The sequence below is a fragment of the Paracoccus aminovorans genome (genome assembly GCF_001546115.1).
In the GTDB taxonomy this organism is placed as follows: Bacteria; Pseudomonadota; Alphaproteobacteria; order Rhodobacterales; family Rhodobacteraceae; genus Paracoccus; species Paracoccus aminovorans_B.
In genome coordinates, this window is the sequence record NZ_KQ955208.1 from 1,576,272 (window position 1) to 1,592,302 (window position 16,031).

At 69.8% G+C, this 16,031-nt stretch carries 16 protein-coding genes; 7 read left to right on the forward strand and 9 right to left on the reverse strand.

Annotation, left to right across the window (positions count from 1 at the left end; all coding sequences use genetic code 11):
- Positions 1-13 precede the first annotated feature (13 nt).
- Together ASV56_RS08130 and ASV56_RS08135 are read left to right on the forward strand one after the other, a co-directional pair.
- Entirely contained in the window at positions 14-1,417 is a 1,404-nt protein-coding gene (locus ASV56_RS08130; RefSeq protein WP_062561529.1) for a TolC family outer membrane protein, read from the forward strand.
- A gap of 27 nt (positions 1,418-1,444) precedes the next feature.
- The gene (locus ASV56_RS08135) at positions 1,445-2,338 is read left to right on the forward strand and encodes a hypothetical protein (protein WP_062561530.1); all 894 of its coding nucleotides are present in this window, start codon (positions 1,445-1,447) and stop codon (positions 2,336-2,338) included.
- A 264-nt stretch (positions 2,339-2,602) separates the two neighbouring features.
- Here ASV56_RS08135 and ASV56_RS08140 read toward each other — a convergent pair whose 3' ends face one another.
- From ASV56_RS08140 to surE, 3 genes are read right to left on the reverse strand one after another with little or no spacing between them, the layout of a single operon-like run.
- Positions 2,603-3,745, reverse strand: a complete 1,143-nt coding sequence (locus tag ASV56_RS08140) for a LysM peptidoglycan-binding domain-containing protein (RefSeq protein ID WP_082724762.1) — start codon at positions 3,743-3,745, stop codon at positions 2,603-2,605.
- Between the two features lie 31 nt (positions 3,746-3,776).
- The gene (locus ASV56_RS08145; protein WP_062561531.1) at positions 3,777-4,427 is read right to left on the reverse strand and encodes a protein-L-isoaspartate(D-aspartate) O-methyltransferase; all 651 of its coding nucleotides are present in this window, start codon (positions 4,425-4,427) and stop codon (positions 3,777-3,779) included.
- Positions 4,428-4,435: 8 nt separating this feature from the next.
- The gene (gene surE, locus ASV56_RS08150) at positions 4,436-5,227 is read right to left on the reverse strand and encodes a 5'/3'-nucleotidase SurE (protein WP_062561532.1); all 792 of its coding nucleotides are present in this window, start codon (positions 5,225-5,227) and stop codon (positions 4,436-4,438) included.
- 188 nt (positions 5,228-5,415) lie between these two features.
- Here surE and ASV56_RS08155 point away from each other — a divergent pair, with 188 nt between their 5' ends.
- Positions 5,416-6,339 carry a sulfite exporter TauE/SafE family protein gene (locus tag ASV56_RS08155; protein ID WP_062561533.1) on the forward strand — a complete coding sequence of 308 codons (924 nt, stop codon included), beginning with the start codon at positions 5,416-5,418 and terminating at the stop codon, positions 6,337-6,339.
- Positions 6,336-7,133, forward strand: a complete 798-nt coding sequence (locus ASV56_RS08160) for a TIGR02186 family protein (protein ID WP_062561534.1) — start codon at positions 6,336-6,338, stop codon at positions 7,131-7,133. The genes ASV56_RS08155 and ASV56_RS08160 overlap by 4 nt, the downstream gene beginning before the upstream one ends.
- Here ASV56_RS08160 and ASV56_RS08165 read toward each other — a convergent pair.
- The 5 genes from ASV56_RS08165 to ASV56_RS08185 form a co-directional block, all read right to left on the reverse strand.
- Positions 7,130-8,272, reverse strand: a complete 1,143-nt coding sequence (locus ASV56_RS08165; protein ID WP_062562283.1) for a GNAT family N-acetyltransferase — start codon at positions 8,270-8,272, stop codon at positions 7,130-7,132. The genes ASV56_RS08160 and ASV56_RS08165 overlap by 4 nt on opposite strands.
- Positions 8,273-8,336: 64 nt before the next feature.
- Entirely contained in the window at positions 8,337-9,098 is a 762-nt protein-coding gene (locus ASV56_RS08170; protein ID WP_062561535.1) for a glycerophosphodiester phosphodiesterase family protein, read from the reverse strand.
- Positions 9,095-9,535 (reverse strand): RidA family protein, encoded by a 441-nt coding sequence (locus ASV56_RS08175; protein ID WP_062561536.1) that lies wholly within the window; start codon positions 9,533-9,535, stop codon positions 9,095-9,097. Before ASV56_RS08175 ends, ASV56_RS08170 begins: the two co-directional genes overlap by 4 nt.
- 9 nt (positions 9,536-9,544) lie before the next feature.
- Positions 9,545-10,009: a YbjN domain-containing protein gene (locus ASV56_RS08180; RefSeq protein ID WP_062561537.1), complete on the reverse strand. Its 465-nt coding sequence runs from the start codon at positions 10,007-10,009 to the stop codon at positions 9,545-9,547.
- A 42-nt stretch (positions 10,010-10,051) separates the two neighbouring features.
- Positions 10,052-13,480, reverse strand: coding sequence for a chromosome segregation SMC family protein (locus tag ASV56_RS08185; RefSeq protein WP_062561538.1), 3,429 nt, complete (start codon positions 13,478-13,480; stop codon positions 10,052-10,054).
- A 150-nt stretch (positions 13,481-13,630) separates the two neighbouring features.
- Here ASV56_RS08185 and ASV56_RS08190 point away from each other — a divergent pair, with 150 nt between their 5' ends.
- Together ASV56_RS08190 and ASV56_RS08195 are read left to right on the forward strand one after the other, a co-directional pair.
- Positions 13,631-13,984, forward strand: a complete 354-nt coding sequence (locus tag ASV56_RS08190) for a CidA/LrgA family protein (protein ID WP_062561539.1) — start codon at positions 13,631-13,633, stop codon at positions 13,982-13,984.
- Entirely contained in the window at positions 13,981-14,697 is a 717-nt protein-coding gene (locus ASV56_RS08195; protein WP_017999148.1) for an LrgB family protein, read from the forward strand. Before ASV56_RS08190 ends, ASV56_RS08195 begins: the two co-directional genes overlap by 4 nt.
- Before the next feature lie 48 nt (positions 14,698-14,745).
- Here the strand turns inward: ASV56_RS08195 and ASV56_RS08200 are convergent, their stop codons facing one another.
- A complete protein-coding gene (locus tag ASV56_RS08200; protein WP_020951971.1) occupies positions 14,746-15,066 on the reverse strand; it encodes a DUF6280 family protein in 321 nt (106 codons plus the stop codon).
- A 349-nt stretch (positions 15,067-15,415) separates the two neighbouring features.
- Here ASV56_RS08200 and efp point away from each other — a divergent pair, with 349 nt between their 5' ends.
- Positions 15,416-15,979 (forward strand): elongation factor P, encoded by a 564-nt coding sequence (gene efp / locus ASV56_RS08205; RefSeq protein WP_062561540.1) that lies wholly within the window; start codon positions 15,416-15,418, stop codon positions 15,977-15,979.
- The last annotated feature ends 52 nt before the right edge of the window (positions 15,980-16,031 follow it).

Sequence of the window (16,031 nt, forward strand, 5' to 3'; positions counted from 1 at the left end):
GAAAGGCCATGGCATGTTTCGCGATACGCTGAGGAAATGGCGGCGCCCGCTGCTGGCGGCCCTGCTGGCGGGGGCGACCGCGCTGCCCGCCACGGCCGAGACCCTGGCCGACGCCATGGTCGATGCCTATCGCCACTCGGCGCTGCTGGACCAGAACCGCGCCGTGCTGCGCGCCGCGGACGAGGATGCGGCGGCCGCCATCGCCGCCCTGCGCCCGGTGCTGCAATGGGTCGCCGAATACACCTATCAGAACATCGAGGGCTTCGACGCCAACAGCGCCGGCATCGGGCTGCAGGCCTCGATGACGCTCTACGACTGGGGCCGCAGCGCCATTGCCATCGACATCGCCAAGGAAAGCGTGCTCGGCACCCGCGCCGCACTGGTGGGCGTCGAGCAGGACGTGCTGCTGGGCGCGGTCGAGGCCTATCTGAACGTGCGCAGCGCCACCGAGCAGGTCGAGTTGCAGGCCAATTCCGTGCGGGTGATCGGCCAGGAACAGCAGGCCGCCACCGACCGTTTCGACGTGGGCGAGATCACCCAGACCGACGTGGCGCAGGCCGATGCCGCGCTGGCCGAGGCCCGCGCCAGCCTCGCCTCGGCCGAAGGCGACCTGCAGATCGCGCGCGAGAATTACCGCGCCGCCACCGGCAAGATGCCGGGCACGCTGGCGCCGCCGCCGCCCTCGCCCAAGCTGCCGGCGACGCTGGAGACGGCGCGCGACATCGGCCGGCGCACCCATCCACTAATCCGCCAAGCCCAGCGCGAGGCCGCCGCCGCCGAGCTGGGCGTCGCCGCCGCCGCCGCCGAGCGCAACCCCGAGCTGACCGGCTCGGCCGGGCTGACCAAGCAGCATAGCCGCTCGCAGGGTGTCCTGGGCGGGGCGAGCTCTACGTCCCGGGACAGCGCCTCGGTGTCGCTGAGCCTGTCGCAGACGATTTATTCCGGCGGCCGCCTGCCCGCCGCGCATCGCAAGGCAATGGCGCAGCGTGATTCGGTCCGGGCGGCGCTGCTGAACGTCTCGCGCCAGGTCGATCAGGCCGTCGGCACCGCCTGGGCGGGAATCGACGTGGCCCGGGCGCAGATTCGCGCCATCGATGAACAGATCGTTGCCGCGCAGCAGGCCTATAACGGCGTGCGCGAAGAGGCGACGCTGGGCGCAAGGACGACTTTGGACGTCCTGGACGCCGAACAATCGCTGCTGGAGGCCCGCGCGAACAAGATTACGGCGGAAGCCAATCTCCAGTTAGCACATTATCAACTATTGTCCGCTATGGGTTTGTTGACGGTGGAAAACCTGAAACTGGGGATACCGACCTATGACCCATCGGCCTATTACAATGCGGTGCAGGACGCACCCTTTACCAGCAGGCAGGGCGAAAGCCTCGACCGCGTCTTGCGCGCGATCGGCAGGGACTGAGCCCGCCCTCGAATCCGGGGGCGCATCATGCAGCATGAGCTGATGCGCCATCCGGCGCCGCCCCCCGGGGCGGACAATGTCGGCGACGTGCTGGCCTCGATTCGCCGGCTCATCGCCCAGGATGAGGCGGGCTGCCGCATCCCGAACCAGGCGCTGAACACGCTTCCCGCCCAGGACATCGCGCCGCGCATCCGCGTCGAGCCGATGGCTCCGGTCCCGCCCGCGGCTGCGCCGCTGGTGCTGGACAGCACCGACCTGATCGCCACCGCTGCGGATGAGGAGGCGCGCGAAACCACCGCCGCGGCGGCCGACCCGGAGACGGCGGTGGCGGAACGCGGGACGGAAATGCTGTCAGCCATGCCGGCGGATGTCATGGACGAAGCCATGGCGGAACCCGTGGCCGAAGCCCCGGCCCAGCCCGAACCCCAGCCGGAGGCCCAGAACAGCGACTTCGGCGACTGGCTGAAGCTGCCCCTGACCGGACCGACCCATGCGGCCTTTGCCGCCGCCTGGCCGCAGCCGCTTGCGGCCGAGGCCGGCGCGGACGATCCCGTCGAAACCGCATCGCCGGACACGGCCGCCGAGCCGATCCAGGCCTTCGGCCCCTTCTTCGAACACACCACCACCACAAACGCGCAAATGGAGGAAACCATGCTGCATGCACATTCCACCGTGACCCCGATCAATCCCCTGGCCGAGGCGCATGCCGCCGCCGAGGCGCTGAACCGCGAAAGCGAACAGCACCTGTTCGCGCCGCAGGACAAGGACACCCAGAAGGGCACCCACCTGCGCGGCATGATCCGCGAGGCGATCCGCCAGGAGTTGCAGGGCGAGATCGGCAACCGGCTGAGCCGCAACCTGCAACAGATGATCCGTCACGAGATCGAACTGACCCTGCGCCAGATGTGCGAACAGGAATGACGGCCCCGACCGGCGGTCCCGCATCCCCGGATCGGAACCGCCGCGTCGCCGCGCAGCCGCAGGGCTGCGGCATGGCCCGCCGATGAGGGCGGCAAAGCTGCGGCGTTCGGGCATCGCAAAACGACGCGGGGCGCCAGCGGGACCGGCAGCGGCGGCTCGCGCCGGGCCATCGGCCCAAAGCGGCCCCAAGGGCACCGGCTTCGCGGCGCCGCACCGACCCAGCCTCCAGCCCCCTGACCCGGACTGCCTTTGGCCCTGCCCCGTTCAGTTCAGGTATTTCTCGGGATCGACGCTGTCGAAGCCGTTGCGGACCTCGAAATGCACGACGCCCTGGCTGCGCACCTTGCCGAGGCTCGTGCCGGCGCTGACGGCCTGGCCCTTGCTGACGGCGACATCCTCAAGGCCGGCATAGACGGTCATCAGGTTGCCGTCATGACGCACCACCACGATCGGCACATTGTCCGTGTCGCGGGTGATCGCCGCCACGGTCCCCGACCCGGCGGCGGCCACCGTGCTGCCGGCAGCGGCCGAGATGTCGATGCCTTCGTTCTTGCCCTTCTGATAGGTGCGGATGATCGCACCATTGGCGGGCATGCGGAACCGGCCATTGCCCGAGGCGGCGGTGCGCGTCTTGCCCAGGTCCGGGCTTGCGGGCTTCGCCACCGGGCTGCCGGCGGGCGTGGTCCTTTCGCTGGGCAGCGGCTCGGCCGAGGAGGGCGGGCGCGGCGTCGGGCTGCCGCTGCCGGGCGCGGTCACCACCGCGGTGGCCGAGGGCGCCTTGCCGCCCGCCACCGGGATCAGCAGCCGCTGCCCGGTGCGCAGCGTCATCGACGACGACAGCCCGTTCCACGCGGCCAGGTCATTGACCGAGACATTGTATTTGCGGGCGATGGACCAGGCGGTTTCGCCGGTGGCGACGACATGCTGGCGCGGCTGGCTTGCCGCCGGCTGGGTCGGCGTGCCCGTGCCCCCAGCCGCCGCCGGCTGCCGGACGCCCTGGCCGGCGAAGGGATCGCTGACCATTCCGGTCGAGGTGGCGACCGGCGCTCCGCCCGCCACCCGGCGCGGCAGGGCGACCACGGCGCCGGGGTTCAGCACGGTATTGGCATTGATCGCATTGTAGCTCGCCAGCTCGCCGGCGTTCAGCCCCAGCCGCGCCGCGATGGTGGCGACCGTATCGCCCTGGCGGGCGATGGCGACCTGGTAGCCGGGATAGGAGATCACCCCGCGCTGGTCCGGGGCCGGCCGCGGTTGCGCCTGCGCCGCCGCCTGAGCGGTGTCGAAGCCGCCGCCCCAGCCGCGCAGGTCGGGGTCGAAATTGCTGAAATCCAGCCCGCCCTGCGGCCCGCAGGAGACCAAGCCCGCCACGGCGCCGGCGGCCAGCGCCCATTGCCTGATTTTCGCCATCTGCCCGTTCCTCACTCAGTACGGCCGGGGGTCATGTCTGTCCCAACCCCTCGACCAGCGGCACGAAGCGCACCTGCCGCAATTCGTCGTAATCATAGCCGTTTTCGTCGCGCCGCACCCGGATCAGCGTCTGCACCGCATCCGACTGCCCGACCGGCACCACCATGATACCGCCGATCTTCAACTGCGCCAAGAGCGGCCCGGGTGGATCCTCGGCCGCCGCCGTCACCATGATGCGATCAAAGGGCGCCTGCTCGGGCAGCCCGTGCGAGCCGTCGGCAACCATGGCGGTGATGTTGGTCAGGCCGAAATGGCGGAAGATCGCCTCGGCCTCGGCGACCAGCCGGCGGTGGCGGTCCAGCGTATAGACCCGGCGGCACAAAAGCGACAGGATCGCCGCCTGATAGCCCGAGCCGGTGCCGATCTCCAGCACCTTGTCGCGCGGCCCGACCTGCAGGGCCTGGGTCATCAGCCCGACGACCGAGGGCTGGCTGATGGTCTGGCCGCAGGGGATCGGCAGCGGCGTGTCGTCATAGGCGCGATCCTCGAAATGGCCGCGCACGAATTCGCCGCGGTCGATGCGCTCCATCGCCTCGAGCACGCGCGGATCGGTGACCCCGCGCTGCCGCAGCGCGAACAGGAAGCGCATCTTGCGTTCGGCAGTCTGGGGATCGTCGCTCATGCCCGGGTTCAGCCCTCGTCCAGCAGGCCGCAGAGTTCGGCCAGGGTCTTGTGACAGGTCAGGTCCGGCCGCATCGGCGTCAATGAGATATAGTCGCGCATGTTCGCGTCCACGTCGCTGTCCGGCGTCGCCGGCGCGGTCTGCGAGCCGCCCATCACCCACAGGAAGCGCCGGCCGTTCGGCGCATGATAGGGCTCGATCTCGAAGCGCACGCCGTGGCGGCGGCCCTGCGGCGCGACGCGGGTGCCCTTGACCGAACCCGCATCGCAGGGCGGGAAGTTCAGGTTGTAGAACAGCCGGAAATCCGCGTCCGAGGTCCAGTCGCCATGGTCCAGCAGCCGCCGGATCAGCCGCGGCCCGTGCACCCGGGCGCATTCGAACGGATCCTCCAGCCCGGCGGTGCGGCTGCCCATGTATTGCGACAGCGCGATGGCGGGGAGGCCTTGCAGCGCCGCCTCCATCGCGCCGCCGACGGTGCCGGAATACATCACGTTCTCGCCCGAGTTGTTGCCCCGGTTCACGCCCGACAGCACCAGGTCGGGCGGGTTGTCCTTCATCACGTCCATGGCCGCCAGCACGCAATCGGCCGGAGAACCCTCGGCGGCAAAGCGGCGCGGGCCCAGCTCGGCGATCAGCGTCGGGTGGACATAGCTGATGCAATGCGCCACGCCCGATTGCTCGAAGGCGGGGGCCACGGTCCAGACCTCGCCGCCGGGACCGGCGACCTCAGTCGCGATCTCGTGCAGGGTCACGAGGCCCGGAGCGTTGATGCCGTCGTCATTGGTGATCAGAATGCGCATGTTCGTCCCTGTGCGGCGACGCGCGCGGGCAGCGCCGGTGCCGCCCGCATCATCGCCGGTTATCTGCCGGTGGTGCAATGCTTATCCATGCCACGGCGCTGCGACAACCCGCAGGCGACATGCGCGGGACGTTTGACGCGAAGCCCGGGCCGAGGCAGGATCAGGGGAAGAAACGGGCCGGGCAGGATATGCAGATCTATCTTCCCATCGCCGAGGTGGTGGTCAACAGCTTCACGCTGGTCGGCCTGGGCGGCATTGTCGGGCTGATGTCGGGCCTGTTCGGCGTCGGCGGCGGCTTCCTGATCACGCCGCTTCTGTTCTTCATCGGCATCCCGCCGGCCATCGCGGTGGCGACCGGCGCGAACCAGGTCGTGGCCTCGTCCTTTTCCGGCGTGCTGGCGCATGTGAAGCGCAAGACCGTCGATTTCCGCATGGGCTGGGTCCTGCTGGGCGGCGGCCTCGTCGGCTCGTCGCTGGGGGTGCTGCTGTTCAACCTCTTGTCGCGGCTTGGCCAGGTCGATCTGGTGGTGCAGCTCTGCTATGTCGTGTTCCTGGGCCTGATCGGGGCGATGATGCTGCAGGAAAGCCTGCGCGCGCTGCGCCGCACCCGGGTCAGCGGGCCGTTGAAGCCGATGCGCCGCAACCAGCACGGCTGGGTGCACAAATGGCCGCTGAAGATGAAGTTCCGCGCCTCGGGCCTGTATATCAGCGCGATCCCGGTGCTGCTGGTCGGGGCGGCTGTCGGCGTGCTGGGCGCGATCATGGGGGTCGGCGGCGGCTTCATCATGGTGCCGGCGATGATCTATCTGCTGGGCATGCCGACCAAGGTGGTCATCGGCACCTCGCTGTTCCAGATCACCTTCCTGTCGGCCTATACCACGCTGATGCACGCGGTCTCGTCGAACACGGTCGACGTGATGCTGGCGGTGCTGCTGATCGTCGGCGGCGTCATCGGCGCGCAGGTCGGCACGCATTACGGCGCCCGGCTGCGGGCCGAGCAGCTGCGCATCCTGCTGGCGCTTCTGGTGCTGGCGGTCTGCGGCAAGCTGGCGCTGGACCTGTTCCTGCGCCCGGACGACCTCTATTCCATCACGCCGGGGATCCTGAAATGATCCGGCGCGCCGCCCTGGCCTGGCTGGCCCCGCTGCTCCTGGCGCTGCCGCTGTCGGCGCAAGAGGCCGAGCGGCCGGAACCGCCCGAGCGGATCGTCGCTGGCCTGTCGCGCGACGACGTCGACATCACCACGAATTTCGACGGTTCGGACATCATCATCTACGGCGCCATCAAGCGCGAGACGCCGATCCCGCCCGGCGAGCCGCTGGACGTGATCGTCACGGTCGAGGGGCCGGCCCGCGCCATCACCGTGCGCCACAAGGAGCGGCGCTTCGGCGTCTGGGTCAATACCGGCCGGGTCGGCATCGGCGCGGCGCCCAGCTTCTACGTGGTGGCGACGACGCGGCCGCTGGGCCGGATCCTGAACCCCAAGGACGACCAGCGCTTCCGCATCTCGATCCCGCTGGCGATGCGGGCCTTTTCCGGCCAGGCCGACGTCCCCGACGTGGTGCCCTATACCGAGGCCTTCGTGCGCCTGCGCCGGCGCGCCGACCTGTATCGCCAGGACGACGGCGCCGTGCTGCTGGCGCAGCAGACGCTGTTTCGCGCCGATGTGCGCCTGCCCGCCAACCTGATCGAGGGCTTCTACAGCACCCGCATCTTCCTGTTGCGCGACGGGCTGGTCACCGACAGTTTCCGCGCCCCGATCGAGGTGCGCAAGGTCGGGCTGGAGCGCTGGCTCTATCGCCTGGCGCTGGACCAGCCATTCCTTTACGGCATCATGTCGCTGGCCATCGCGGTGGCGGCGGGCTGGGGCGCCTCGGCCGCGTTCCGGCAGATCAAGCGGCCCTAGGGCGAGATCTCGCCGCGCCGGAACGGGCCAAGCTCGGCCAGATAGCCCATCTCGGCGTCCACCGCCTGCCGCTCGCGGTGCAGGAAATCGGCGATGGCGTCATGGAAGCCCTGGTCGCGCACCCAATGCAGCGAATGGGTCCGGGTCGGCAGGTAGCCGCGCGCCAGCTTGTGCTCGCCCTGCGCCCCGGCCTCGACCCGCGCCAGGCCATGCGCGATGGCCCAGTCGATGGCGCGGTGATAGCACAGCTCGAAATGCAGGAAGGGGTGGTCCTCGACCGCGCCCCAATAGCGGCCGTAAAGCGCGTCCGGCCCGATCAGGTTCAGCGCCCCGGCGATGGGACGGCCGTCGCGCTCGGCCAGGACCAGCAGGCAATCGTCGCGCATGGTCTCGTGCAGCCGGTCGAAGAAGGCCCGCGTCAGATAGGGCCGGCCCCATTTGCGCCCGCCGGTGTCTTGGTAGAAGCCCCAGAAGGCGTCCCAATGCGCGGGCTCGATCTCGTCGCCGCGCAGGCTGCGGATGGTGCCGCCGAAACCCTGCGCCCGCTCGCGTTCCTTGCGGATCGCCTTGCGCTTGCGCGACGACAGCTGCGCCAGGAAATCCTCGAACGTGCCATAGCCCTGGTTCAGCCAGTGGAACTGCTCGCTGGCGCGGGACAGGAAGCCGGCGGGTTCGGCCAGCTCTGCCTCGGCTTCGGTGCAGAAGGTGACATGCGCGCCCGACAGGCCGGATTGCCGGGCGATCTGCGCCATGGCCTGCAGCAGCGCCAGCCGCACCGGCGCCTCGGGCGCGATCAGCCGCGGCCCGGTCACCGGGGTAAAGGGCACCGCGCATTGCAGCTTGGGGTAATAGCGCCCGCCGGCACGCTCATAAGCCTGCGCCCAGGCGTGGTCGAAGATGTATTCGCCCTGGCTGTGGGTCTTCAGATAGCAGGGCGCGACGCCCGCGACGCGGCCATCGACCCGCGCGACCAGATGCGAGGGGTACCAACCCGTGCCCTCGCCGACCGAGCCGGACGCCTCCAGCGCCGACAGGAAGCGATGCGTGGTGAAGGGATTCGCCGCCGCACCGCAGCCGTCCCATTCGGCGGCGGGCAGGGCAGAGATCGCGGGCAGGACGGAGACGGTCATTTCGCTCATGCGGCGAAACATAGGCGCGCCGCCCGGCTTTGTCAGCGGGCGGCGGCGGATTCAGGCGGTTTCTTCAGGCCGTTTCGGGCCGGTAATGCTCGAAGGTGATGTTGTCGGCGACGCGCCGCGCCTCGGCTTCTTCAGCCGGGCTGCGGATGGTCCAGCACAGCACCGGCACATTGCGCGCCCTCAGCGCCGCCACCGCCGGATTGCCCAGATCGACCCGGTCATGCGAGATGAAGCTGGCGCCCACAGCGTCGAAATCCGCGATCGCCGCCAGCCGGGCGCGCGCCGCCTCGTCCAGCATCTGCCACTCGCCCTCCTCATAGCCGCAGGTGGTCAGCCCGACCGCGATCTCGGGCGCCGCCTCGTGGAAGGCCGCGACGACATGCGGGTTGAAGGACATGACCGCGACCGGCCCGTCATAGCCGGCCAAGGCCTCGGCCACCCGGCGCGGCAGCGCCCCCACCTCGAGCCCCGAGGCGATGGTCGGATCCTTGATCTCGATCAGCAGCGGCACCCGGCCGGCGACCTCGTCCAGCATCTCGCGCAGGGTCGGGATGGTCTCGTCGGTTTCCAGCAGGTGCAGCCGCGCCAGCTGCGCCGGGGTGCTGGCGGCAACGGTGCCGTTCTCGATATCGGTCAGCCGCGCCAGTTCGTAGTCGTGGAACACCATGGGGGTGTCGTCCATGGCGCGCTGGATGTCGCATTCGATGGCATAGCCCTCGGCGATGGCGGCGCGGAACGCCGCCATGCTGTTTTCCGGCCGGCTGTCACTGTGCAGCCCGCGATGCGCGATGGGCAGGCGCAGGAAATCGGGATGCAGGCCCATCATTCGATCTCGAAGATGGCTTCGATCTCGACCGCGACGCCGCGCGGCAGCGCCGGGGCCGAGACGGCGGCCCTGGCGTGCAGGCCCTTGTCGCCAAAGACCTGGACCATCAGGTCCGAGCAGCCGTTGATGACCTCGGGCTGTTCGGTGAAATCGCCGGTCGAGTTGACGAAGCCGCCCAGCTTGACCACGCGCTTGACCCGGTCCAGCGAGCCCAGCGCCGCCTTGGCCTGCGCCAGCAGCGACAGCCCGCAGCCGCGCGCCGCCTCGGCGCCCTCGGCCGTGGTCAGCTCCGCGCCGACCCGGCCCTTGGCGGCCGAGATCTGCCCCGAGACGAACAGCATCTGCCCCGAGATCACGTAAGGGACATAGTTCGCCGCCGGCGCCGGGGCGTCGGGCAGCGTGATCCCAAGCTCTGCCAGTTTCGTCTCGATGGTCATCGCATCCTCCTACCAGTCGATGTAATCGCGGAATTCGCTCATGGCGAGCCGCCAGCTCGCCAGCGTCTCGTCGAAATTCTTGCGCCCGATGCCGTCGCCCGCAAGGCCAATGTCCATTTCCAGGAAGGCGTCGCCGCTATCCGACACCACGACTGTCGCAAACGGGTTCGACAGGTTCCACTGATTGGCCAGCTGCGGCGTCATCGGCGCCGGCAGGGTGAAGCCCGACACGAATTGCATCCGCTGGCACAGCGGCTGGCAGTCGTAGAAATAGACGTTGAAGCGAATGTCGTCGATCTGGCTTTCCAGCACCGGCAGCCCTTCCAGATCGGCGCCCCGGCTGACCGGCAGCCCGCTTTGCGCCATCAGCTCGCCGATCTGCTTGGGATCGCCCAGCACCGGCGCGGAAAGCTCGGCCATGGCCGGAAAAACCGGAAGAAACGCCAGAATGGCGAGGGGAAACAGGGCACGCATCACGGACTCCGGGGAAGCTCAGCGCTGATAGCGCATCGCGCGTCAGGCGACCAGAGCCTCGGCGCGTTTCAGGTCCACGGAAACCAGCTGGCTGACGCCCTGTTCGACCATGGTGACGCCGAACAGCCGGTCCATGCGCGCCATGGTCACGGCATGGTGGGTGATGACCAGGAAGCGCGTGTCGGTGCGCCGCGTCATCTCGTCCATCAGGTCGCAGAACCGGGTGACGTTGGCGTCGTCCAGGGGCGCGTCCACCTCGTCCAGCACGCAGATCGGCGCCGGATTGGCGAGGAAGACGGCAAAGATCAGCGCCAGCGCGGTCAGCGTCTGCTCGCCGCCCGAGAGCAGGCTGAGCGTGCTGAGTTTCTTGCCGGGAGGCTGGCACATGATCTCCAGCCCGGCCTCCAGCGGGTCGTCGGATTCGACCAGCACCAGCCGCGCCTCGCCGCCGCCGAACAGATGCGTGAACAGCGTGGTGAAATTGGCGTTGACGGTATCGAAGGCCGAAAGCAGCCGCTCGCGCCCCTCGCGGTTCAGGCTGCCGATGCCCTGGCGCAGCTTGCGGATCGCCTCGGTCAGGTCGGTCTTTTCGGCGGCAAGCCGGTCGCGCTCGGTTTCCAGCTCGCGCTTGTCCTCGTCGGCGCGCAGGTTGACGGCGCCCAGGGCGTCGCGTTGCTGGCGCAGGCGGGCGATCTGCTCCTCCAGCGCCTCGGGAGCGATGTCCTCGACCTCGCCCAGCAGTTGCAGCAGCGATTGCGGCGTGGCCTCCAGTTCCTCGTGGATGCGCGCCTTGGCGGCGGATTCGGCCTCGGTCGCGGCCTCGGCGCGGGCCTCGCGCGCGGCGCGCGTCTCGCGCGCGTCCGAGGCGGTGCGCTCGGCGTCGCGCTCGGTCTCGGCGGCCAGGCGCAGCGCCTGGTCGGCGGCGGACAGCGCGGCGCGCGCACGGGCCAGCCGGGCGCTGGCCTGCGCCTCGGCCTCGGTCAGAACCGCGCGGCGCTCGGCCAGGATCTCGGGCTGGGCCTCGGCCGCTTCCAGCTCCTCGGCGGCGGCCTCGCGCCGGGCCGAGAGTTCGGCCGCACGGCTGCCGGCCTGGTCCAGCCGCAGGCGCCAGCCGGATTCCTCCTTGGCGATTTCCTGCTGGCGTTTCGTGCGGGCCTGGGCCTCGCGCCGCAACTCCTCCAGCGCGCCGCGCCGGGTCATGGTGGCGATGCGCGCCGCCTCGACGCCGGTGCGGGCATATTCCACCGCCGCCGCCGCGGCGCCGCGGTCGGGCAGCTCGGCCAGCGCGCGCTCGGCCTCGGCCAGCCGCGTTCTCGCATCCGCGGCGTCGTCGCGGTGGCGCGCCAGTTCGGCCCGGGCCGATTCGGCGCGGCTTTGCGCCATGGACAGGTCGGATTCGGCCCGGGTCACGGCGCGCACGGCGTCGGACAAGCCGCGCTCGGCCTCGCGCCGGTCGTCGCGGGCACGTTTCTCGGCCTCGGTCGCGGCGACATGACGGTCGCGGGACGCCTGGTGTACGGCCTGTGTACGCGCGGCACGCTCCTGCGCCGCCTCGGCCTGGGCGGTCAGCTCGGCCAGCTGGTTGACCTTCTGCAGATGCAGCGTCGCGGCGGACGAGGCCTCGCCCGCCATCACCCGCAGCCCGTCCCAGCGGAACAGATCGCCCTCCCGCGTGACCAGCCGCTGCCCCGGCAGCAAGCCGGCCTGCAGCGCCGCGCCGGTCGCGGCATCGGCCACCAGCCCGACCTGCGACAGCCGCCGGGCCAGCGCGGCCGGGGCCTCGACATGCGCGGCCAGCGTATTCGGCATGGCTTCGTCATAGGGCGGCAGCGCGTGCCAGCCCGAGCCCTCGGTCGCCAGCCCGGCGCGCAGATCATCGCCCAGCGCCGCGCCAAAGGCCGCCTCATAGCCGCGCGCCACGCGCACCAGATCCAGCACCGCGCCGCCGCCCTGGCCGCGCTCCACCAGCCGCTTCAGCGCCGCCATCTCGGCATTCAGCGCCGAGACCTCGCCTTCGGCCTCGGCCCGGGCGGCGCGGGCCTCGGCTTCCTCGGCCTCCAGCCCGGCGCGGGTTTCCTCGGCAGCGGCCAGCCGGTCCTCGGCCTGCTCGACGCGGTCGCGGGCGGCCTCCTGCGCCTCTTCGGCGGCCTCGCGCGCGGCCTCGGCCTCGGCGCCGGTGTCGGCGGCGCGGGCTACGGCGGCCTCGGCCTCGGCGGCGGCGCGGGTGGCACGGTCCAGCATCTGGCGCAGGTCATGGGCCAGCCGCTCGGCCGAATGGTGCCGCGCGGCCAGCCGGGCGGATTCGTCGGTCAGCTCGGCCAGCTTGGCCTCGACCTCGCGCAAGGCCTCGGCGGCCTCGTCGGCGGCTTCCGAGGCGATGGCCAGCCGGTCGTCATGCCCCTGCCCGGCCTTGTCGAGTTCGCGCTTTTCCCATTCCAGCCGGTCGACCACCTCGCCCGCGTCGCGGTTCAGCGCCGATTCCCGCTCGATGTCGCGGTCGAGCTGGGCGATGCGCGCCAGCAGGGTCTGGATCGCCTGGCTCGCGCGGGCCTCGGCCTCGTCCAGCGCCTCGCGCTCGATGGTGGCGCGGGACAGGATGGCGCTCGCGACCTGCTCTTCTTCGCGCAGGGGCGGCAGCTTCGCCTCGGCCTCTTCGCGGCCGGCGATGGCGCGGCGGGCCTGCGCCTCGGCCTCGCCCGCCGTCCGGATCGCCTCGCGCAGGGCCTCGGCCGTGGCCGCCTTGACCTGCTCGGCCTCGGCCCAGCGGCGATAGAGCAGCACCCCCTCGGCCCGGCGCAGGGCGGCGCCGATCTCGCGATAGCGCGCGGCGGCGCGGGCCTGGCGAGCGAGACTGGCGGCTTGGGTGGACAACTGGTCCAGCGTATCGTCGACGCGGGTCAGGTTGGCCTCGGCCGCATTCAGCTTCAGCTCCGCCTCGTGCCGGCGCTGGTAAAGGCCCGAGATCCCCGCCGCCTCTTCCAGAATCCGTCGGCGCGCCTTGGGCTTGGCGTTGATGAGTTCGGAAATCTGCCCTTGCCGCACCAGCGCCGGCGAATGCGCTCCGGTCGAGGCATCCGCGAACAGCATCTGCACGTCCCGCGCCCGCACCTCCTTGCCGTTGATGCGATAGGCCGAGCCGGCGTCGCGGGTGATGCGGCGGGTGATGTCCAGCGTGTCGGCATCGTTCATGCCGGCGGGGGCCAGCCGGTCGTGGTTGTCGATGGTCAGCGTGACCTCGGCATGGGCGCGGGCCGAGCGGCGCGCGGTGCCGGCAAAGATCACGTCCTCCATGCCCTCGCCGCGCATGGCGGTGGGGCGGTTCTCGCCCATGACCCAGCGCAGCGCCTCCAGCAGGTTCGACTTGCCGCAGCCGTTCGGGCCGACCACGCCGGTCAGGCCCTCGTGGATGACCAGGTCGGTCGGGTCCACGAAGCTCTTGAATCCGTTGAGGCGAAGGCGGTCAAAGCGCAAAAGCGGCCATCCGGCTGGGGCAGAATTGGGGAATTCTTGGCAATCGCACCCGCAAAGTCAACCGAAACCCCCAGATGTGGCGGGATCGGCCCGGTTATCCACAAGATTTAAGGGCTCAACACAAGACCAAGGCGGTGCTAACCTGCCGCCATGATCCCTGCGCTTGCCATCCTTCTGTCGTTCCAGCTTGTCGGTGAGGTCGCCACCCGCGGCCTGGGCCTGCCGCTGCCCGGGCCCGTCTTGGGGCTTCTGCTGCTGGTCGGCAGCTGTGCCCTGCGCCCGGCGCTGGCCGAGATGCTGCGCCCGGTCGTCACCGGCCTCTTGGCGAACCTGTCGCTGTTCTTCGTGCCGGCCGGGGTCGGCGTCATCGCGCATCTGGGCCAGTTCCGCGACGACGCGCTGGCCATCGTGCTGGCGCTGACCGTCTCGACGGCGCTGGCCATCGCCGTGGGCGCGCTGGTCTTTGCCGCCGTGGTGCGCTGGCGGGGCGGGGCCGAGGAATGACCGACGCCGCGCTGATCTGGAGCTATCTCTCGCAAGAGCCGCTGTTGTGGCTGACCGCGACGCTGATCGCCTATTTCCTGGGCGACAGCTTCTTTCGCCGCATGAACCGGCAAAGCTGGGCCAATCCGGTGCTGGTCGCGGTGATCCTGCTGTCCTTGGTGCTGTGGCTGACCGGGACCGGCTACCAGACCTATTTCGAGGGCGCGCAATTCGTGCATTTCATGCTGGGCCCGGCCACGGTCGCGCTGGGGATGCCGCTTTACGACAACCTGCGCCGGGTGCGCAAAGCCCTGGCTCCGCTGGTCGCGGCGCTGGTCGCCGGCTCGGTGACGGCGGTGGTCTCGGTGCTGGCGATCGGCAAGGCCTTCGGGCTGAACGAGGTGATGCTGGCCAGCCTCGCGCCGAAATCGACCACCGCCCCGGTCGCCATCGGCATCGCCGAGGGGCTGGGGGGCGAGCCGACGATCACCGCCGTGCTGGTGCTGCTGACCGGGATCTTCGGCGCGATCATCGCCACGCCGCTCTTGAACGCGCTGGGGATCCGGGACTGGCGCGCGCGCGGCTTTTCGCTGGGCGTGGCCGCGCATGGCATCGGCACCGCCCGCGCCTTCCAGGTGAACGAGACCGCAGGTGCCTTCGCCGGCATCGGCATGGGGCTGAACGCGGTGCTGACCTCGATCATCGCACCGCTGGCGCTGCACCTGTTCCAATAAGAAAGGCCGCCCCGAAGGACGGCCGGAAAGGCGCGGTTGCGAGGGGGCTCAGGCCGCTTCGGCTTCCTCGGCGGCGTGGCGACGCTCGCTTTCCTCGCGCGACAGCGCGACCGAGGTGCGCACGCCCTTGGCGACGAATTCCATCAGGCCCTTCACCACCCGCTCGTTCGGGTCGATGCCGGCGCAGGACAGCACCTCGCGCCCATCGCGCGAGCGCGCCCAGCGGGCGATCTGGTCGGGGCCGTTGCCATATTTCTTGTCATCCGCGATCGCGTCGTCGAGCGCAGCCAGCACCACGGCCGCAAACAGCTTGCGGGCACGCTGACCTTGTTCGAAATTGAAAGCCGAGCCATCCACGAAATCGCGCATATTCGTTATCCTGTTGTTCTTTTATTGCCTTGCAGCCTGGCCTTATTGCCAAACTCGCTGCACCTCTTGCCTCGTTAGGCGGCAGGGGCCGGCTTAGCCGATCCGTGCCGTGATTCGGTATGCCCTGCGCCGCATGACCGCCATGCACCAGATGCAAGCCCCGGCGGATTAGCCTCAATAACCGCGAAAAGCAACGATCTTGCGACAGTTGGACACCCCCTGCCGCCCTTGACAACGCCGTAAAGGCGTTTCGGTTGCCTTGGGACACGGCAATGGATATAGGTCCCCGCAAAGGCGGTTCAACCCCGTGACCCGCCAATGATTCCTCAATATTTCCAAGGTAATCCGAATGGCCAAGATCAATGGCAACGAAATCAAGCCGGGTGTCGTCCTGGAACATGACGGCGGGCTCTGGGCCGCGGTCAAGGTCAGCCACGTCAAGCCCGGCAAGGGCGGCGCCTTCGCCCAGGTCGAGCTGAAGAACCTGCGCGATGGCCGCAAGCTGAACGAACGCTTCCGCTCGGAGGACAAGGTCGAGCAGGTCCATCTGGAGTTCAAGGACCAGCAATTCCTTTACGAAACAGACGGCAAGCTGGTCTTCATGGACAGCGAGACCTTCGAGCAGACCGAGCTGGACGCCGACCTGCTGGGCGACCGCCGCCCCTTCCTGCAGGACGGCATGATGGCCGCCGTGGAATATTACGGCGACGAGGCGCTGTCGGTGCGCATTCCGCAGAAAGTGATCTGCAAGGTCGCCGAGACCGAGCCGGTGCTGAACGGCCAGACCGCCGCGAAAAGCTTCAAGCCGGCGATCCTGGACAATGGCGTGCGGGTGATGATCCCGCCCTTCGTCGGCGTGGACGAGGCCATCGTCATCAATACCGAACTGTTCGAATATTCCGAGCGCGCCTGAGTGCCGCCGCGGGCCGGGGTCCGATGGCGCAACGTCACGGATCCGGCCCGGC